This window comes from Actinomyces sp. ph3, assembly GCF_000308055.1.
Lineage (GTDB): Bacteria > Actinomycetota > Actinomycetes > Actinomycetales > Actinomycetaceae > Pauljensenia.
On the sequence record NZ_CAGY01000007.1, the window covers coordinates 64,256 to 84,597 of the forward strand.

Below are 20,342 nucleotides of genomic sequence, written 5' to 3' on the forward strand. Positions count from 1 at the left end.
AATGTGGGCTAGGCGATCGTGACCTGCGGCGTCAGTCCTAGGCGCCCGGCGCAGTAGTCCGAGCCACAAGAGTATTCGTCGCCTGAGCAACCGGGCGCACAATCATCGAATCGATATTGACGTGACGTGGCCGCTCCAGGGTCCATACGATCGCCTCGGCGATGTCCTCGGCTAGAAGCGGCTCAGCGACCCCCTCGTAGACGCGGTCGGCAGCTTCTTGAGAACCCAGTCGATTGAGAGAAAATTCTTCAGTCCGCACCATACCTGGGGCAATTTCAATCACACGCACGGGTTCACCCACCAGTTCCTGGCGCAGGGTATTGGCAATAATGCGTTCAGCGTGTTTAGCTGCAACGTAACCGCCGCCTCCCGGATAGGTGTCATGGGCGGCGGTCGAGGTCAGAAAGACAAGGTCCCCTCCCCGCTCGCGCATCGAGGGGAGAAATGCGCGCGTGCAATGTAAAGCCGTGAGGACATTGTGCTCAAACATTGCGCTCCACCGTGCGGGATCTGCGTCGGCGACCCGATCAACACCGATAGCTCCGCCGGCGTTATTCACCAGCGCGTCAACGGGGCCGCCCTCCAAGACGCGCGCAGCCATCTCTTCTACCTGGGCCTGATCGCTAAGATCAGCTGCCCAATACTCGCAACCAATCTCATCAGCAAGGGCCTCTAGGCGCTCGCGGCGTCGGGCTACGGCAACGACCTGCCATCCATGTTCAGCCAGAAGACGGGCGGTTGCTTCCCCGATTCCACTGGAAGCTCCTGTGACAACGACACGGCGAGAGGTATTCATGGGGTAACAGTAATATCCCCGGGGGCGCATCGTCTGCGCGCCGCCCGGGGATACTCTTTAAATCTCAGCCTTCGGGAAGGCCGTAGGCCTTGTGAAGCAGCCAAATCGGGTGAACGACATTCGCACCCGTTGCAGTACGGATCTGCCAACGGCAGGTTTCGGTATCGCACGCTGCAAGCTCGACATTCACCTGCTTGACGAAGTCAAAGACGGGCTTTCCAACCGCTTGAGCGATCGCGTACTTTTCTTTCTTCATTCCGTAGGTTCCCGCAATGCCACAGCAGGGCTGCTGGGATTCCTTCACCGTTACACCGGGGATCAGGCTCATGAGCTCAACGGCGGGCATACCCAGTCCTTGAGACTTGAGCTGGCAGGGTGCGTGGTACGGAATGGTGACATCGATGCGCTGCATATCCATGTCGAGCTCCCCGCGATCGTAAAGATCGATAAGGAACTCGCAGATATCCCAGGTACGTGAGGCAACATCGCGGAGCTCAGGGGTGTCCATTCCCAAAATATCGTGAGCTTCGTGACGGAGCATGCCACCACAGGAACCTGAAGAGGAGATGATCGGCGCATCGCGGTTAGCCTTGCGCAAGTCGTTCGTCAGGCGAGAGACATACTTTCGCGATTCGTCGTAGAGGCCATTGGACTGAAGAGCCAGACCACAGCAGCCGTGGTGCGGGACAAGGACTTCGTAGCCCAGGTGCTCCAAGACCAAGACAGAGTGGATCGAGGTTTCAACCTCAAAGTATTGACCGGCGCATCCGTGGAAGAAGATGACCTGTCCCTTCGTGCCCGATTGAGGAAGCGGAGTGTGCTTCTTGAACCAGCTTTCGAAAGTGCGTCCATATGCACGAGGCATGGGGGCATTACGGTCAACACCGATGACCTTTTCCATCGCGACACGAATTGGCTTCACATCCAGTGCCCAGTTTGCAATGGGTGCAAAAGGAGTCATGACGGAGCCGATCAGGCCGGTACGACCAATCAGCTGGTCACGAAGCGGGATCCCCTGCTTCTTCTTCATGTCGGTACGCGCATGGTGGATCATCTCAGTGACCTTCACTCCCTGCGGGCATACCAGCGAGCAGGTACCACAAGAGGAGCAGTAGTCAATCGAGTGGTCAACAATGTGGCCATCTTTGCGATAGCGCTCAGATTGCGGTCCAGAGTACTTGGGGCCAGCGAATAGATCTGTCACGCGCATGACCGGGCATTGTGTTTCACAGATCGTGCACTTCACGCAGGCATCCAGGGTTGACCGAAGGCCGAATTCGCCTCCGTTAATCCCCAGAACGTCACTTTCTTCGACGCTGGGTGCCATTTCCAGGCTCATTGAAGTTCCTCCACAATCGAATCCGCTGCGCGCAGCGCACTTGCCAGCGCAATTCCATCACCGGACTTTTCCTTCCAACGGGTTGCACCGCTCAGGTTTCCGCCGGCCGCATACACATTGGTGTACACGGGGCCTGCGCCCGGAGTGCACACACGCATGTGCTCATCAACATCGAAGCCAACCTTGAAAAGAGGCTGTTCGCTTCCCCAAAAATCACCATTGAGCAACGTGGTATCAACACCGGTCAGCGGAAGGCCCATCACGGTATCGCTGACGTTGCCGTAAGAATCAATCTCCAGAGCGCCGGACTCAAAACCACCGGCTGCAAGGATCAGAGTCTTTGTTTCAATGGTGCGCGGGTGTCCCGCGGTTGAAATGGTCACGCTGCACAGTCGGTCGCCATCGGCCTCGTAAGAAACCAAAGACGATCCCAGCATGACGCGGCAGTTTGCCTTCGCGATCTCTGTGAGCTCCTGGTTGAGGCGCATTCCGGGAACCGACGGCGGCTGCAGAATGATCTCGAACACGGGGTGACCGAGCATCTCCTGGATGTCTTTCCAAGCAGTCGGATCATTGAGGCCTAGTACGGCAGGAAGACCAACCGTTTCACCGGGGCGAACAATCTGCTTGAGCAGTTCGACCAAGCGAACACGGTTTTCTTTCAGATCGAGCGCACGGGCAAAGTTGGTTCCCGTCGTATCGCGTTCTTCGCCGCGTACGTCCAAATCAACGTAGGCAGAGCGCGCCGAAATCGGATTACCGTTTACATCCTTTTGCAGGCGTAGATTCTCTGCTGCCAGTGCCGGGTAGAAATCCTTGAGTCGGTTGAAACCGACGATCAGGAATTCCTGGCCGACCGGAATTCCAGCCTCCATCGAAGGCTGATACAACGCAGTGGGACGAAGAGCGCCCAGTGCAGTTGGGATGCGAACGTTATGGTCAAGCGATCCAACAAGGCGTTCGGGACCAAGAAGTTCACGAATCCATTCAAATGATTGAGTGACCGAATCCACGCCAAGTCGCGCGTAGGGGTGCTCAGGACGTTCATTGGCCAGGTTCTCAATCGCCTCGAGGGGATGCTGAACGAACTCGGGGGCATATCCAAGGGCATCGATTGTTCCCTGTCCCAGTTGGAGTCCGCCAATTCCCTTGGTGACAAGAGTGACCTTCGCTCCGCGCTGTGCCAGTCGGATGCTGGCAGCAAGGCCGGCAAGGCCCGCTCCGATAACGACTGCGTCACGCATGAGTATGACCTTCCTTCTCTTCCACAGCTGTGGGGTTTTCTTCCTCGCCTTCAAGGGCATCCCAGTATTCACATTCACGTGGAACCGCGTCGGGGGCGGTCGGCAAATGCTCGACGTCAAGGGTTCCTTCGTGGATCCAGTTATCCAAGGCAGCCTGGCGTGCCTGCTTTCCGAAGAGGATCGGCCACAAACCAATCCAACGGTTCTTCAGGAACAAACGAAGCAATTCGTTCGCACGAGGAGCATCAATATCGCCGCGTTCATGCGCAATTCCCGCACTGCGCTGCGAGCAGAAGCCACCTTGGCAGGGTCCCATTCCCAAGCGAATCTGACGACGCACATCGTCAAGCTGCCCCCCGGGAAGCGCATCCATGGTGCGTTCGAGCATCTCACGGGTGACCAACTCACACTCACAGATAATCTCTTCGCTGGAAGGTGACTTTCCGTGGTGTTCAACTTCGTCGAGGCGGTGGCCGATGTAGTAGTTCGACTTTCCTTCTGCCTCGGGAACAGCTTCTTCCGCTGTGCGGCAGGGACGATCCTCGCCCATCTGCTGACACATGATGTCAACGATGCGTTCTGCCATGAGGCGGTAGGTCGTGAGCTTACCGCCAGCAATCGTCAAGATACCGTCAACACCGTCGCGGTTGAGGTGGTCGACAACGTGCATTCCACGTGCCATGTGGCGGGTATCCGACTCGGAGACACGACTGTCCTTAATCAGCGGACGCGCACCTGCCCATGCGTGAAGAGCACGTGATTGGCGGAAGCCTGGAATCAATGCTTCACCAGCATCGAGCATCTGCTGAACTTGGTCGGCAAGAATCGGAAGTTTATCCGGATCTTCAGCCTTAAGGTCCGTCGTGCCAATGATGCACACCGGGTGGACCGGAACCAAGATGTCGCCATCTGCGGGCCAGATACAACGGTTAATGACCGTCTGAGAGAGGCGGTGATTCATTGCAATCATGATGCCCGCACCGGGGACAACTTCAACGCCGTGGCAGTCAGCAAGAGCAGCAATCTGTCCAGCCCAGGGACCGCCGCAGTTCAAAACGAAGGAGCAATCGATACGGATGTCTTCGCCGGTTCGTTCATCGCGCGCGAAAACCGCTTCGATGCGATCCTCCGACCGCTGAATTCCGGTTGCTCGCGTGTAGGTGAGGATCTCAGCACCGTAGGCAATAGCGGAGCGAGCTGCTCCCCATGTCATCCGCCACCCATCAACGGTTCCATCTTCAACCGCGAAAGCCCTCTTGAGGTGGGGGTCCAGTCGGGGTTCACGGCGCAGGGCCTCGGCGGGGGAAATCTCTTCGGCGGGAACGTGGGCTGCTCGCGCGCGCTCGAGGAAGAGATCGGCGTATTCCTCATCATCGGCGGATGTCGTGACGAAAAGGCCGCCTGTCCTTTCAACAGCATCGGCATTGATACGCGAGACAATTGCGTTCTCTTCGGCGCATTCGGTCGCCGATTCCGGATCGGATGCGATGTAGCGTCCACCGGAGTGGAGCAGGCCGTGGTAGCGACCTGAGGTTCCTTGAGCCATGTCGGCTCGGTCAAGAAGTATCGCGCGGAATCCGCGCATTGCAACATCGCGGACAACGCCGGCGCCGGTTGAGCCGCCGCCAATGACTACGACATCGGTCTCCATCGTCCTCATAGCGTTCGCTGTTCCTTAATTCTGTTTGAGCTTATGTACCACTTAAATCATTACTCTTTTCGAGTCTCTGCACATCCGCCCACACCGTTTTGCACATATGTGCAGATGGGGGTGTTTCCCATGTAATCATTCGCAGGAAACTTAGGTATCCCTAAACATTAGGGGGTGCAATCGCACCTCTGGGCAACGTACAGTGTCCCTATGACTCAGACCCTAAACTACCGTCCTCAAGACGATTTCTACCGCTTCATCAACGGCCAATGGCTTGCCACTCACAAGATTCCTGCAGATCGCCCGATGGACGGTATCTTCAACCAGCTCCACGATCAATCAGAGCTGTGGGAAAAAGAGATTGCCGAGGATGCAAGCTCAGGCAAGATCTCAGGACACAATGCAGAACTCATTGCCCATCTCTATGGCACCTTCATGGATGAAGACGCTGTCGAGGCCGCAGGCTACTCCCCTATTGCAGGAAAGCTTGAGCGCCTGCGCAGCGTGAGCACGCACCTCGAACTCGCATGTCTGATGGGGACTTTCCGCTACGAAGGAATTGGCGGCCTCTTCGGGAGCTATGTCGGCACCGATGCCCACAATTCCAGCCAACACCAATTGGATATCTATCAAAGCGGTATTTCACTTCCCGACGAGGCCTACTACCGCGAGGAGCAGCATCGCCCGATCCTCAAGGCCTGGGAAACCTACGTTGCTACCCTCTTCACCCTTGTCGGAATTGATGAGGAGCAGGCGAGCGAACATGCACACGCGGTCAAAGAACTCGAGACACAGATTGCCTCCTTCCATCGCGATGCAGTCTCCAACCGTGACCCTCTCTTAGCTGATCACCCCATGACGTGGAAGGAACTGTGCAGCTCCTATCCGTCATTCCCTTGGGATGAATGGGCTGCGTCCGCGCATCTTCCTATTAATAAGGTCGATACCCTAAACGTCTCCCAGCCAGACTTCCTGGAACAGGCAACCCAGCTCTGGGCTCAAACGGATCTTGAAACGCTGAAGTTGTGGATGGCACATTCGCTCATCGACGAATACGCGATGCTGCTGTCGAGTGAGTTTATTGAGGCATCTTTTAACTTCCACGGTCGAGCTCTTTCAGGGACCGAGGAACTTCGCCCTCGCTGGAAGCGTGGACTCTCCCTGGTATCTTCCCTCCTCGGCGAGGCCATGGGTGAAATTTGGGTCTCGCGCCACTTCCCTCCTGAAAACAAGGCCATCATGGATGAGCTTGTCCATTCTCTCCTTGAGGCCTATCACAATGCCCTGTCCACATGCGACTGGATGGGTGAAGAGACCCGAGCTGCAGCTCTTAAGAAACTCTCCACTTTCACCCCGAAGATTGGCTACCCCGACCGTTGGATCGACTACTCTCCGCTGAAGGTCGAGTCTCTTTCCCTTGTTGATACTGTCGAGGCCGCGACTAGGTTCCACGTTCAACGCCGCTGGGATAAGTTGGGCGGCCCCGTCGATCGCAGTGAATGGCATATGACACCTCAAACGGTCAATGCCTACTACGACCCGACGATGAACGAAATTGTTTTCCCCGCGGCGATCCTTCAAGCGCCCTTCTTTGATCCAAAGGCCGACGACGCTTCAAATTTCGGTGCAATCGGTGCGATTATCGGTCATGAAATCGGCCATGGCTTCGATGACCAAGGTTCGCGTTTCGATGCAGAGGGAAATCTGGAGAACTGGTGGACTGAGGAGGATCGCGCTCGTTTCGAAGAACGCACAAAGCGCCTGATCGAACAATACGATGCGCTTACCCCGCGTGATCTTGAGGGCGAGGAGCCGCCACTCCACGTCAATGGGGCACTGACTCTGGGTGAAAACATTGGAGATCTCGCCGGCCTTTCTATTGCTTGGCAGGCCTACGTCTCTCGCTTGAAGGAAAAGGGAGAGACACCGCAAACTGCCCCTGCGATCGATGGACTAACGGCAGCTCAACGCTTCTTCACTTCTTGGGCACGCGGCTGGAGGACCGCTATCCGTCGCGAATTCGCCAAACAGCTCCTGAGCATTGACCCGCACTCCCCCGCCGAATTCCGTTGCAATCAAGTTGTCGCGAACATGGATTCCTTTGCCGAGGCCTATGATCTGGCTCCCGATGACGCGCTGTGGATCGCCCCCAATGAACGCGTTCGTATTTGGTAGCCCGGACAACTGAGTTTTCATTTCGTCACAACAATGCCACAGATGGCGCGGCAAGGTTCGCACCATCGGCTTAAACATGCAAAAATAAACACGTTTACGCGCAGCATGCGCGTGTGAATCGTCAACACAATTGGAAGGTACGCAATGCCTGGCCTGAACCTGACGCGCGAAGAAGCACAGCAGCGCGCAGCAGTGATCTCAGTTGATCACTACGACGTCGAACTCGACCTTACTCGCGGAGACAGGGACTTCCTTTCTCGCACCACCGTTACCTTCAGCGCTACTGAGGGCGAGGCGACCTTCGCTGATCTAGTCTCGAATAACGTTCATTCGATCGTTCTCAACGGCGAAACTTTGGACCCGGTGATCCACCAGGACAACCGCATTGCCCTTCCTCCCCTTGCGGCCCACAACACCTTGACTGTCGAGGCTGACTGCCAGTACATGCACACCGGCGAAGGTCTTCACCGCTTCGTGGACCCCGCGGATTCACAGGCCTACTGCTACTCGCAGTTTGAGGTGCCTGATGCCCGCCGTGTCTTTACGACTTTCGAGCAGCCCGACCTCAAGGCGACCTTTACTTTCACGGTGACCGTTCCTGCAGGCTGGAAGGTCTTCTCAAACTCGGCTACCCCCGAGCCTGAGGTTCACGAGGATCGCTGGACGTATCGTTTCGAAGAAACCGAGCGCATCTCCACCTACATCACTGCGATTATTGCTGGCCCCTACCAGGGCGTTACCGATTCCCTGGTCTCCAGTGATGGCCGCACGATTCCTCTCGGCGTATGGTGCCGCGCATCCCTCATCGACTCCTTGGATTCTGATCGCATCCTCGAAATCACCCGCCAGGGATTCTCCTTCTTCGAGGCCGCTTACGGTATTCCTTACCCCTTCAAGACCTACGACCAGATCTTCGTCCCCGAATACAACGCGGGTGCGATGGAAAACGCCGGCTGTGTCACTTTCCGCGACCAGTACATTTTCCGTACCCGTCCTACGACTGCTGACTTGGAAGCTCGTGCCAATACGATCCTCCACGAGTTGGCACACATGTGGTTCGGCGATCTGGTCACCATGAAGTGGTGGAACGATCTGTGGCTCAATGAGTCTTTCGCTGAATTCATGAGCCACTTGGCTCTGGCTGAGGCGACCGAGTACACAGAAGGTTGGACCGGCTTCATGCTCCGCAAGGACTGGGGCATGAACCAGGATCAGCTCCCCACCACTCACCCCATTACCGCTGAGATCCGCGATCTTGCCGATGTCGAGGTGAACTTCGACGGTATCACCTACGCAAAGGGAGCATCGGTTCTTCGCCAGCTGGTCAGCTATGTCGGTCGCGAGCACTTCTTCGCAGGCCTGCATGAATACCTGACCAAGCACTCCTACCAGAACGCCACCTTGGCAGATCTTCTTGACGAACTCGAGAAGGCTTCGGGTCGCGATCTCAAGCAATGGTCGCGAGTTTGGCTGGAAGAAGCAGGCATCACTCTGCTTCGCCCCGAAATCGAGGTCGACGATAACGGTACGATCACCAAGCTTGCTGTGCTTCAGGAGTCCTTCTCTGAGGGATCTTCTCTTCGTCCTCACCGCTTGATTGTTTCCGGCTACAGCGCAAACGAAGAGGGAACAATCTCTCGCGTCTTCAGCCAGGAACTTGATGTTGACGGCGCCTCGACCGTTGTCGAAGAAGCTCAGGGAATCGCACGCCCCGATCTCATCCTTATTAACGACCAGGATCTGGCCTACGCAAAGGTTCGCCTGGATCCACAGTCTCTTGACTTTGCAATCCGCAATATCTCCCGCTTCGAGGATTCCTTGACTCGCGGTGTCATCATGGCCTCGGCCTGGGACATGACCCGCGATGGCGAGATGCCCGCACACGACTACCTCACCCTGTTGCTCACCGCGCTGCCTGTTGAGCGCAATGCAACTATGCTGCGCCTCTACCTGCGTCACCTTGACCAGGCACTGGAGACCTACGTCGCTCCCGCAAAGCGTGCTGCTCTGCAAGAGCGCGTTGCTTCAGGCTTGCTCATTCTTGCGCGCACCGCGGCTGCACACTCTGACGAACAGCAGCTCTTCGTTCGCCAGCTTGCGCACTGCGCCGTTCTCCCCGAGCACTTCGAGGCCATTCAGGGACTCTACGATGGAACCCAGACCCTGATGGGCTTGGATCTGGATGTCGACCTGCGCTGGGCTCTCCTCATTGCTCTGGTACGCGGAGGCGTTGCCGGCGAGGCCAAGATCGCAGCCCTTGAGACCGAGGACGACACGATGACGGGTCACCAGAAGGCCGCCGCAGCGCGAGCCGCCGTTCCCGATCAAGGTGTCAAGCAGCAGACGTGGGATGCCGTTCTTCGTGACCTGTCTATCCCCAATGACACCCGTTGGGCAATGGTCTCGGGCTTCTGGGCCCAGGCACGAACGAACCCCGAAATGTATGTCCCGGTAGTTGCCGACTACTTCGATTCTCTGGAGCAGATCTGGAAGGATCACACCTTCCACATCGCTGAAGATATTGTCACCTTGATGTTCCCCAAGGCCCTTGCGGGATACGTCCAGGGCATCGATCCGATCGCCAAGGGAAACGAGTGGATCTCCAACCACCGGAATGCATCTGCTGCTTTGGTTCGCCTGCTTCGCGAGCAGATTTCGACGACGGAGCGCATGCTGAACGCTCAGGCTGCAGACCTGAACTGATATAAGAGACATAAGCGGGGGGCTGGTTCACACTGAACTAGCCCCCCCGCTTTGTTTTATATGAGTTTAGACTTCAAGCTCATCATCGATCATTCCTGTTCCAGCGCCAACAAAGGTCGCTACACCCATGAGCAAACCGGTTACAGACATAGCAATCAATGGAATGGTTTGATTCCCAAGCGACTGGAGCAAAAGACCAAAACCGATCGGCCCAACTGCAGCGATGATATAGCCGATAGGCTGAACCAAGGCCGACAGATCCGCAGTCACAGCAGCGTCGCGAGAGCGTGCTGGAATGAGCGCCAAAATCAGCGGGAAGGTAAAACCACCGATTGCTAAGAGCGATACCCAGATCAGTGCGTAACTCCCGGGGAAGGCTGCAAGTCCAATCCACCCGCTGAAGGCGAGAAGACCCAAGAATGCCGCGAGCCACGGAATATGCGTTCCAACGGTGTCAATCATGAAGGGAATCACCAGTCCACCAACAACCGCCCACAAATTCACCAGTGCCGCCATGAGAGAAGCAAAGGAAGCAGAGTACCCAGCATTCATAAGAATTTGAGGAAGGAAGGTAAATTGCACATAGGCGTTGAGTGATTGAAGGCCAAATCCAAGAACCAGAGCAATGGCTGTTCGTGAGCGATAGATTGGCAACCTCGGGGTCAAAGCTCGCTGAGACTCTTCCCGTTTTTGAGATTCATTGTCTGTGGGTACTTCATGAGCGGCGCGCTCAGCTACGCCATCAGGGCGATCCTTACCTGTACGCACAGCAATCCTGATCCAGACCAGACCTGCCAAGAAGGCAAAGACAACCCAAGTTGCCAGAGAATACTGCCAATAACTGCCGTCCTTACCAGCAAGCGGAACAGCAAGCGCTGAACCAAAGGCACCGCCGATCAAAAGAAGCGTCCCATAGGCAGTAACAAGCAGTGTCCCTCTCCCGGCCTCGTGGTACTTAATCCACGCGGGAACCAAGACATTAGCCAGCGCCGGCCCAACCAGAGCAACGACACTGAGGACGCAGAAGAAAGTGAAGTTCCCAGCCCAGGGACGAAGAAGCAAACCAAGCCCGCTGATGAATGTCCCAAGCGTAAGGATCAGGCTCATCCCCCAGCGCTTCGACATGGGGACAGCCATCAGGCCAACACCTGCAAAAACCAAACACGGAAGAGCAGAAAGAACACCCAGAGCACCTGCGCCCGCGTGATAGGCCTGCGAAATATGCCCAAGCAACGGTCCAATCGATGTTGCCCCGGAACGCATGGTCATACTCATGACGACGATACCGAGGAAGGCAAGAGACGTCGAGACTGCGGCTCTGGAATACGATTTTCGCTGATCACTCATCATCGCTGTGTGTTCTTCATTTCATTATCCCCAGTATTTACGATATTTTCCCAAATTGTGACCATGCATTGAACTTTATTTTCATAAGGAGATTAGACTTGCAATCACTAGTCTGACCGACTGATGACCGCGCTAGCGGCCACAACGTCAGCACACGGAAAGGATTCACGTGTCTACGCCTACAACGAGCACCCGCTCGTCACTGAAGGAATTGACCTTCCGCGGCATTATTATCGGTGGAATTATCACCCTATTGTTTACCGCGGCAAACGTTTACCTCGGATTGAAAGTCGGATTAACCTTCGCAACCTCGATCCCTGCAGCCGTCATCTCGATGGCAATTCTACGGTTTTTTGCCGATCACACCATCCAAGAAAACAACATCGTCCAAACGATTGCATCTGCTGCAGGAACTCTCTCCGCAGTGATCTTCATCCTCCCCGGCTTGGTTATTGTCGGCTGGTGGAGCGGTTTCCCCTACTGGACGACAATGGCCGTCTGCGCAGTCGGTGGCCTTCTGGGCGTTATGTACTCGATCCCACTGCGTCGCGCGCTGGTGACCGGATCTGATCTTCCCTACCCCGAAGGTGTTGCGGGAGCCGAGATCCTCAAAGTCGGCGATGCACACGAGAAGTCGAACGACAATACTCTTGGCCTGCACGCAATCATTTGGGGCGCAATCTGCTCCGCAGTGATGTCTTTGCTGTCCTACATGAAGGTTGCAGCGTCATCGCTTTCCGCGACATTTAAACTCGGCGCCGGCGCAACCTCAATCGGCACTTCCCTGTCGCTTGCTTTGATCGGCGTTGGACACCTCGTCGGATTGACCGTTGGCATCGCGATGCTCATCGGCATGTTCGTCTCCTACTTCATCCTGATCCCCTACTTCAGTGCAGGTCAGCTTGATGGCTCCGATGTGTCAGACATCGTGAGTACAGTTTTCTCCAGCCAAGTGCGTTACATCGGTGCCGGCGTCATGGCCGTTGCTGCGATCTGGACTCTGGTCAAGATCATTTCCCCCATCATCAAGGGAATCCGCGACGCAATGCGCTCCTCGCACACCCGTCACGACGGCGGTGAAGTTCCTCAGACCGAACGTGACATCCCGATCACGATCGTCGCACTGGTGATTGTGCTGTCGATGATCCCCGTGGGCGGCCTGCTCTGGCTGTTTACAAACGGAACGGAAATCGCGCACAACACTGCAATGCTCATTGCCGTTTCGGTGATCTTCACCCTTCTTGCCGGCCTTCTGGTCGCAGCGGTCTGTGGTTACATGGCCGGCCTCATCGGTTCGTCCAATAGCCCCGTATCTGGCGTGGGCATTTTGGTCGTTGTCCTCACAGCGCTGGCAATTGTTGCCGTTCACGGTCACGGCTCCACTGCCGCTGAGACAACAGCCCTGATTGCCTACACGCTTTTCACCGCCGCGATTGTCTTCTGTATTGCAACGATTTCGAATGATAATCTGCAGGACCTCAAGACCGGTCAGCTGGTGAACGCAACTCCGTGGAAGCAGCAGGTGGCTTTGGTCATCGGTGTTGTTTTTGGCGCGCTTATCATTCCTCCGGTTTTGAACCTCATGCAGAATGCCTTCGGCTTCCAGGGAGCTCCCAATGCTGGTGCTGACGCGCTTGCTGCTCCTCAGGCCTCGCTGATTTCTTCTCTCGCAAAGGGTGTTATCGGTGGAACCCAGGACTGGAGTCTGCTGGGTCTAGGCGCCATCATCGGCATTGTCGTCATCATCATCGACGAGGTTTTGAACCTCACGACGAAGCGTCGTCTTGCTCTGCCGCCTCTGGCAGTGGGCATGGGCATGTACCTGCCCGCCTCGCTGACCATTTTGATCCCCCTCGGCGGCATCATCGGCTTCTTCTACGATCGTTGGTCTGGCACTCGCAAGGATCCCGAGCGCGCTCGCCGTATGGGAACGCTCTTGGCAACCGGCTTGATCGTCGGCGAGAGCCTCTTTGGCGTGATCTACGCGGGCATTGTTGGCGCGACAGGAAGTGAAGAACCACTTGCCGTCGTGGGCGATTCCTTCGCAACGCCGGCAACCTTCATTGGTGCAATCTTCTTCATCGGAAGCATTGCCCTCCTCTACCGCTGGATTCGTGGAGTGGTTGCGCGCACGGATAGTGAGCCTACCCTTCCCGAGGCCGGAGCTGAGGAAGCGATCGACGTGCACTGAGCGTCGCTCACCTACAGTTTGAGGGGAGTCGGATTCAATCCGGCTCCCCTCCTGCTTTATTCAGCGATTACTCCCAATGACGACTTCTTATCGCCACGCATGCGCGTTTAAACTCTTTTCCCATACAAAAATCCGCTGGATGCTCAAACATCCAGCGGTCTTTTTGTGGAGCTAAGGGGATTCGAACCCCTGACCTCTTCCATGCCATGGAAGCGCGCTACCAACTGCGCCATAGCCCCGTAGGTTCCGGCGATCTCTCGCTCGGACCTGTTAAGAATAGCGGACGATACCCACCAAGGCAAAATTAAGACGCTGTGCGAGGAGACACATCTGCACTCCCCTACGCCCCAAAGACCTCCGGGCGAGCCCCAACATTGTGTGAAGCCAGACGCCAACGGGCGGCACCCGAAGCACCAGAACCGCCGCCACCGGCAAGGACAAGTTCTGACCAGTGAACATTGTCAACACCGCGAATGCAATCAAAATGACGCGGATCCAAGCCGATCGTAGACATCACGCCACGCGCGATCGCAGCGCCATGCGAAACGGCAACCAAAGTACCACCTTCGGGAACCTCTGCCGCATGCTCAAGCACGGCCTCGCGAACGCGATCGCCCACTACACCACCGGGCTCAACACCGGCTCCCGCACTTTCACCCGTCTGACGCCACTCAAGCAGCCACTCGGGGTATTGCTCAGCAATTTGGTCGAAATCCAAACCTTCAAAAACGCCGTAGGAACGCTCGAGAAGGCGCTTATCGACCGCGATCTCCCCCACTTCGACGCCTAAGGTCTTCAGCTCCTCAGCCAATGCCTGAGCGGTATTGAATGCACGCTCCAAAGGTGAGGAGACAAGGCGTACAGCCGTTGCTGAAACATAATCGGCGTTCAGACCGCCAATTCGACCTCCGCCAGCAAGCCTGCGAGCCAGAACCTGACCGCCCTCGACGGCTTGCTCGCGACCAATAGAGTTCAAAGGAATATCAATGATCCCTTGGAAACGATGCTCGACGTTGTAGTCGGTCTGTCCATGACGAAGAAAAACAATCCGCCGCGCGCCGCCGATCTGGGAGTACCCAGCCACGGCCTCGGCAGAAACGGAAGAAGTATCGATGCTCATTCGCCCATCTCCTCAATAACCTGCGAAGGAGTCATAACGCGACGCACAGCTGCGCCGGGCGCCACATCAGGAAGTTCAAGGCGAGTAATTGTCTGATCTGACCACAAGCGCTCAAGAGCGTAAAACTCGCGGTCTTCCTGGCTCATCACGTGAATAACAACATCGCCGTAGTCAGCCAGCACCCAAGTGCCTTCGCTGCGGCCCTCGATGCGCTGAGGAATGATGTGGTAATCGCGCCCGATCTCGTCCATGATTTCCTCAGCGATTGCGCGCACCTGACGCGACGAAGGGGCAGAGACCAGAAGGAAAGACTCCGCGATCCCCAGGCGCTGAGAAACATCAATCAACACTGGATCTTGCGCGAGTTTATTGGCCGCGCCACGCAGGGCACTGCTGATCAGGTCTTTGCTTTGAACGTCCACATTTTTCCTTTCGCCGTTTTCAGTCTGCCATTTTCTGGGCCACGCGGCTACCGAAGGACACGATGGTCCAGCAAGTGAACCACTGCATGAGGGCTACTGATACAGCCTGTATTTGTTGATGTATTGGACAACCCCATCGGGCACCAAGTACCACACTGGCTTTCCGCGTTCGACGCGCTTGCGGCAGTCCGTTGAAGAAATTGCCATTGCGGGCACCTCCAGTAAGGACACAGACGAAGCCGGAAGTTTCTTCGCATCAAGCACGTGTCCTGGACGCGTCACCCCAATGAAGTGCGCGATTTCGAAGAGAAGATCCGCGTCTTTCCACTGGACGATCTGTGTTAGTGCATCCGCTCCGGTGATGAAGTAGAAGTCCGCATCCGGATAGATTTTTCGCAGATCGTGAAGAGTATCGATCGTGTAGGTTGTCCCGCCTCGGTCAATATCGACTCGTGAAACTGAAAATCGAGGGTTCGAGGCCGTCGCGATCACCGTCATCAAATAGCGATGTTCCGCAGGAGTCACCTTGCGCCCCGCTTTGAAGGGCTGCATAGCCGTAGGGACAAAAATCACCTGGTCGAGCTGGAAAACATCCATGACTTCAGATGCCGCCACCAAGTGACCGTGGTGGATCGGATCAAAGGTTCCACCCATAATTCCGATCGAGCGGCGTAGTTTTCCCGAGGCCGAGTCCAAAGTTGGCATGATTCCCCCCTACTTTCGAACTGCTCCGTCACCTTCGATAACCCATTGGCTGGTTGTCAGCTCAGCCAGCCCCATGGGGCCACGGGCGTGCAATTTCTGCGTGGAAATACCGATTTCCGCGCCCAATCCAAGCTGGCCACCATCAGTAAAGCGTGTCGAGGCGTTGACAGCAATAGCCGCGCTATCAATATTTGAGCGGAAATAGTTCGCCGCACTGATTGAAGCCGTACAAATCGCTTCAGTGTGTCCTGAGGAATAGCGACGAATATGTTCAACCGCTTCCTCAATCGAGTCGACAACCTTCACTGCCAAATCCATTGACAGGTATTCGGTACGCCAATCGTCCTCTGTCGCCTCGCTAATCAAGCTCTGGTCAAGGCTGCCCACATGCGCGGCACATTCGCGCACTGCAGCATCGGCATGAATACGTACCCCGGCGCGAGTAAGCTCCTCCAAAGCTTGAGGGAGGAAGCTCGGGACCATATCGCGGTGAACAAGAAGGGTCTCAGCGGCATTACAGACCCCGACCCTTTGAGTTTTCGCATTGATAATGATTCGCGCCGCCGCATCAACGTCGGCTCCCGAATCAACATAGACATGGCAGTTTCCCGTTCCCGTCTCGATAACAGGAACGGTCGATTCTTCCACGACTGCACGAATCAGGCCTTCGCCTCCGCGAGGAATCAAAACATCAATGCCTCCGCGTGCGCGCATCATGGCACGTGCCCCATCCCTACCCCATAGATCAACTGTTTGGACAAGATCAGCTGAAAAACCAAGGGAATCAATGGCCGCACGAATAACCTCAACAAGAGTCTCATTGGTATTCTGCGCTGCACTTCCACCACGAAGAATCACTGCGTTTCCGGCTTTCAAGCACAGGATTGAGGCGTCGACAGTAACATTCGGACGAGCCTCATAAATCATGCCGATGACACCCATGGGAACTCGAAGCTGGGTCACACGAAGTCCATCGTCTGTACGGCCGCCACGGATCACGGTACCAACCGGGTCCTCAAGAGCAATCACGTCAAGCACCGCACTGGAAATCGCGCGAATACGGGATTCATCAAGTCGGAGGCGGTCAACCAGACCAGCAGCCATACCGCGTTCTTCGGCGCGCTGGCAGTCCTGCGCATTCGCGTGAAGGATCTGCTCACAGTGGTCGACGAGTGCGCGAGAAATTGCCAAGAGAATACCGTTGCGCTGCGCGGTAGTCGAAGTTGCTAGCGCGCGCTGTGCCCGCTTCGCGCGGTCAGTCAACTCAAAAATATCCAGATCATTACTCATGTTCTACTCCCGAACCAGAAGTGCTAGATCATCGCGATGAACCGCTGGGCGCATGTGTTTATTCGTTTCTGAGCCCTCGTGTGAGTCGATGATGCGCGCCAGTGTATCTGAGTCATAGCGCGAAATTCCGCGCGCAATCAATCCATTATCGTCAGCAATGTCGACGACATCGCCCGCTGAAAAAACACCCAGGACCTCTTTAATACCCGCGGGAAGAAGAGATTTTTTGCCATGGGTGATTGCCCTGCGCGCACCGGCGTCAATCAGCAATTGGCCGCTAGAGGTGGCGACATGGGCAATCCAAAGCGTGCGAGAAGCTGGGCGATGACGCGTGGGTTCAAACCACGTACCAACTGCTTCACCGTTCAGAGCTTCACTCAAACGATCCGCGCTGGTCAAAACAACCCCGATACCGGCATGTTGCGCCATGCTAGCAGCATGTAGCTTCGTTGCCATGCCTCCGGTGCCCACCGAGGAGCCCGCTCCCCTGACGTCCACGTTGCTAAGTTCATCGGTCGCGTTGACTTCAGAAATTAAACGAGCATCAGGTTGCGAAGGAGGAGCCGTATAGAGCCCATCGACGTCGGTGAGCAGAATCAAAATATCCGCGCCCACCATTTGTGCGACATAAAAGGCCAGTCGGTCATTATCGCCGAAACGTACCTCACGGGTCGTGACTGCATCATTTTCATTAATGATCGGCACAACACCGTAGGCAAGAAGCTTATCCAGTGCAGACATCGCGTTCGTGTAGTGTTCACGCTGCATCACATCCGCAGCGGTCAGCAGAACCTGCGCAACGTGTAGATGGTGGGCCTGGAAAGCTGAGGACCAACGGGCCATCAGGTATCCCTGTCCCATCGCTGCAGCGGCCTGCACACTTGCGAGGTCCTTCGGGCGCGAACTCAGTCCAAGAGGTTCCAAACCGGCAGCGACAGCTCCCGAGGAGACAATGAGAATCTCGCAGCCTCGCCTTGCCTTCGCTGAAACCAGCCGGGCAACGGAATCGATTCGATTCAGATCCAGCCCGCCGTCCTCACGGGTGAGCGACGAGGAGCCGATTTTCACAACGATGCGACGCGCCTGTTGCACCGCACTACCCCTTGGGGACATTTAGCGTTCATCCTCCGGATCGGTCCAGACACCACTGGACCTTTCGGTCCAAAGTTCTTCACGAGCCGCCGACTTTGCATCCATCATGTCGCGATAGCGTTCGCGACGTTCGCTTGTCGTGCGGCGTTCATTTCGGTCCAGACGCAGGTCAGTTCCTCGCTGTCCAAGCAGCTCAGGACCGGTCGTCAAGGTAGGCTCCCAATCGAAAATGACGCCGTCGTGAAGGGTTCCAATAACGACGGTATCGCCAGCGTGAGCTCCCGCCTTCATCAGTTCTTCTTCCACACCGGCACCAGCAAGGCGATCGGCAAGGTAACCCACGGCCTCGTCGTTGGAGAAATCGGTCTGGAGCACCCAGCGCTCGGGTTTGCGCCCACGCACCTGGTAAACGGTCTCCCCCGCGTGTTCGACAACGCGGACAGTAATCTCGTCCTTGCTTCCCACCGGTCGAGGCCGAAGAACAGTACGCGCCGCTTCGAGCGCGGGCAGTTGCGCTCGGTGTTCATCAACGAGGCGTGCAAGCGCAAATGAGAATTCTTTCAGGCCTTCATGGCTTACTGCTGAGACCTCAAAAATTGGCCAACCGAAGACCTCAAGCTCGGGCTTGGTAATCTCGGCCAAGTCCTTGCCGTCAGGAATATCGATCTTGTTCAGTGCAATCACACGAGGACGCTGCATTAGGGGGACATAGCCTTCGATTTCGCCCAGATCACCCTCGTATGCAGCTAGCTCTGCTTCAATCGTTCGCAGGTCGGAAACCGGATCTCGATCAACTTCAAAAGTCGCAGTATCCAAGACGTGCACAATAACTGCACAGCGCTCGATATGGCGCAGAAAATCTAGACCGAGTCCCTTACCTGCAGAAGCTCCGGGAATGAGTCCGGGAACATCGGCAACGGTGAACCGTGCTTCTCCGGCTTGGACAACGCCTAAGTTTGGAACGAGGGTCGTGAAGGGGTAGTCGGCAATCTTCGGGCGCGCTGCAGACATCGCAGCGATTAGGGATGACTTTCCAGCCGAGGGATATCCAACAAGCGCAACATCTGCAACGGACTTCAACTCCAGAACGACATTGTGTTCCTCGCCGGGTTCACCCAGGAGAGCAAAACCGGGAGCCTTGCGCTTCTTCGAGGCGAGGGCAGCATTTCCCAGACCACCGCGGCCACCTTCGGCTACGACAAATTGAGCTCCAACCCCCGTAAGGTCCGCAAGAAGCTCACCGCGGGTCGATTTCACAACGGTGCCATCCGGGACCGGAAGAATCGTATCCGCACCATTTCTTCCCTGACGGAAATCGCCCATGCCCTGGGTTCCATTTTCCGCGCGCTGGTGCGGGTTCCGGTGGTAGGTCAGCAAAGTCGTGACCTGGGGGTCGACTTCAAGGATCACAGAGCCGCCATTGCCACCGTTTCCACCGTCGGGTCCTCCCAGCGGCTTAAACTTTTCGCGTTTCACCGAGGCAACGCCATGGCCGCCGTTGCCTCCCTGGGCGAAAATCGTTACTCGATCGACAAAGCTTGCCACTGTGGTCTCCAGTCTTGGCCAGTGCGCGCCAGCGCGAATCAGGATAGTGAAAAGGGGCATCCGGCCTTGTGCCGGACGCCCCCAATCAGCGGTCGGTCTCAGGCAGAGACCGGCTCAACGATGTTGACAACCCTACGGTCACGACGGGTTGCGAACTCAACCGCACCCGCGCGCAGCGCGAAGAGGGTGTCGTCCTTGCCACGACCAACGCCCTCACCGGGGTGGAAGTGGGTGCCGCGCTGACGAACGATAATTTCGCCGGCGTTTACCAGCTGGCCGCCGTAGCGCTTGACGCCCAGTCGCTGGGCGTTCGAGTCGCGGCCGTTGCGGGAGGAGCCAAGGCCCTTCTTATGTGCCATCTCGACGTCTACTTTCTATATCGAACGGTTCAGGCGATCTCAGTGATCTTGACAACCGAGAGCTTCTGGCGATGGCCCTGACGCTTACGGTAACCGGTCTTGTTCTTGTACTTAATAATGGAGATCTTCGGGCCCTTAGCAGAGTCAACAACCTCTGCCTTGACCGTGACCTTCTCCAGTGCGCTGGGTTCGACGGTGATTGCATCGCCATCGACCAGCATCAAAGGCTGGAGTTCGATGCTGGCACCAATTTCTTCTGCCAGCTTGTCGACGACGACGACGTCACCGACGGACACCTTTTCCTGCCGGCCGCCGGCCTTGACGATCGCGTAGACCACGTTGAAGCTCATCTCTTCTCGAAAC

16 protein-coding genes and 1 tRNA gene are annotated in these 20,342 nt (G+C 56.3%); 3 read left to right on the plus strand and 14 right to left on the minus strand.

Going from position 1 to position 20,342, the window contains the following annotated elements:
• Positions 1 to 37: 37 nt before the first annotated feature.
• From HGAS_RS07010 to glpA, 4 genes are all read right to left on the minus strand, one after another.
• Positions 38 to 796 carry an SDR family NAD(P)-dependent oxidoreductase gene (locus HGAS_RS07010; RefSeq protein ID WP_019127108.1) on the minus strand — a complete coding sequence of 253 codons (759 nt, stop codon included), beginning with the start codon at positions 794 to 796 and terminating at the stop codon, positions 38 to 40.
• Between the two features lie 64 nt (positions 797 to 860).
• A complete protein-coding gene (locus HGAS_RS07015; RefSeq protein ID WP_009748025.1) occupies positions 861 to 2,135 on the minus strand; it encodes an anaerobic glycerol-3-phosphate dehydrogenase subunit C in 1,275 nt (424 codons plus the stop codon).
• Positions 2,132 to 3,379: a glycerol-3-phosphate dehydrogenase subunit GlpB gene (gene glpB / locus HGAS_RS07020; protein ID WP_019127109.1), complete on the minus strand. Its 1,248-nt coding sequence runs from the start codon at positions 3,377 to 3,379 to the stop codon at positions 2,132 to 2,134. The genes HGAS_RS07015 and glpB overlap by 4 nt, the downstream gene beginning before the upstream one ends.
• Positions 3,372 to 5,039 (minus strand): anaerobic glycerol-3-phosphate dehydrogenase subunit GlpA, encoded by a 1,668-nt coding sequence (glpA, locus tag HGAS_RS07025; RefSeq protein ID WP_026066708.1) that lies wholly within the window; start codon positions 5,037 to 5,039, stop codon positions 3,372 to 3,374. The genes glpB and glpA overlap by 8 nt, the downstream gene beginning before the upstream one ends.
• A gap of 201 nt (positions 5,040 to 5,240) precedes the next feature.
• Between glpA and HGAS_RS07030 the strand changes: the two genes are divergently transcribed.
• Together HGAS_RS07030 and pepN are read left to right on the plus strand one after the other, a co-directional pair.
• Positions 5,241 to 7,205, plus strand: coding sequence for a M13 family metallopeptidase (locus HGAS_RS07030; protein ID WP_051007869.1), 1,965 nt, complete (start codon positions 5,241 to 5,243; stop codon positions 7,203 to 7,205).
• A 144-nt stretch (positions 7,206 to 7,349) separates the two neighbouring features.
• Positions 7,350 to 9,908: an aminopeptidase N gene (gene pepN / locus HGAS_RS07035; RefSeq protein ID WP_019127112.1), complete on the plus strand. Its 2,559-nt coding sequence runs from the start codon at positions 7,350 to 7,352 to the stop codon at positions 9,906 to 9,908.
• Positions 9,909 to 9,974: 66 nt separating this feature from the next.
• On the opposite strand, the gene HGAS_RS07040 is transcribed toward pepN, so the two are convergent.
• Positions 9,975 to 11,255 (minus strand): MFS transporter, encoded by a 1,281-nt coding sequence (locus HGAS_RS07040; RefSeq protein ID WP_233993738.1) that lies wholly within the window; start codon positions 11,253 to 11,255, stop codon positions 9,975 to 9,977.
• Between the two features lie 169 nt (positions 11,256 to 11,424).
• Here HGAS_RS07040 and HGAS_RS07045 point away from each other — a divergent pair, with 169 nt between their 5' ends.
• Entirely contained in the window at positions 11,425 to 13,446 is a 2,022-nt protein-coding gene (locus HGAS_RS07045; protein WP_019127114.1) for an OPT family oligopeptide transporter, read from the plus strand.
• Positions 13,447 to 13,612: 166 nt separating this feature from the next.
• Here the strand turns inward: HGAS_RS07045 and HGAS_RS07050 are convergent.
• From HGAS_RS07050 to rplU, 9 genes are all read right to left on the minus strand, one after another.
• A tRNA-Ala gene (locus tag HGAS_RS07050) sits at positions 13,613 to 13,685 on the minus strand.
• A gap of 101 nt (positions 13,686 to 13,786) precedes the next feature.
• Entirely contained in the window at positions 13,787 to 14,566 is a 780-nt protein-coding gene (locus HGAS_RS07055) for a histidine phosphatase family protein (RefSeq protein ID WP_019127115.1), read from the minus strand.
• Positions 14,563 to 14,988 (minus strand): ribosome silencing factor, encoded by a 426-nt coding sequence (gene rsfS, locus HGAS_RS07060; RefSeq protein WP_009748010.1) that lies wholly within the window; start codon positions 14,986 to 14,988, stop codon positions 14,563 to 14,565. The genes HGAS_RS07055 and rsfS overlap by 4 nt, the downstream gene beginning before the upstream one ends.
• Positions 14,989 to 15,081: 93 nt before the next feature.
• On the minus strand, positions 15,082 to 15,693 hold the full coding sequence (nadD, locus tag HGAS_RS07065; RefSeq protein WP_019127116.1) for a nicotinate-nucleotide adenylyltransferase: 612 nt from the start codon (positions 15,691 to 15,693) through the stop codon (positions 15,082 to 15,084).
• Between the two features lie 9 nt (positions 15,694 to 15,702).
• The gene (locus HGAS_RS07070; RefSeq protein ID WP_019127117.1) at positions 15,703 to 16,983 is read right to left on the minus strand and encodes a glutamate-5-semialdehyde dehydrogenase; all 1,281 of its coding nucleotides are present in this window, start codon (positions 16,981 to 16,983) and stop codon (positions 15,703 to 15,705) included.
• A 3-nt stretch (positions 16,984 to 16,986) separates the two neighbouring features.
• Entirely contained in the window at positions 16,987 to 18,096 is a 1,110-nt protein-coding gene (gene proB / locus HGAS_RS07075) for a glutamate 5-kinase (RefSeq protein ID WP_019127118.1), read from the minus strand.
• Entirely contained in the window at positions 18,097 to 19,620 is a 1,524-nt protein-coding gene (obgE, locus tag HGAS_RS07080; protein ID WP_019127119.1) for a GTPase ObgE, read from the minus strand.
• A gap of 98 nt (positions 19,621 to 19,718) precedes the next feature.
• Positions 19,719 to 19,979 (minus strand): 50S ribosomal protein L27, encoded by a 261-nt coding sequence (gene rpmA / locus HGAS_RS07085; RefSeq protein WP_009748005.1) that lies wholly within the window; start codon positions 19,977 to 19,979, stop codon positions 19,719 to 19,721.
• A gap of 29 nt (positions 19,980 to 20,008) precedes the next feature.
• Complete coding sequence (gene rplU, locus HGAS_RS07090; RefSeq protein ID WP_034251010.1) at positions 20,009 to 20,329, minus strand: 50S ribosomal protein L21; 321 nt, start codon at positions 20,327 to 20,329, stop codon at positions 20,009 to 20,011.
• Positions 20,330 to 20,342: the final 13 nt, after the last annotated feature.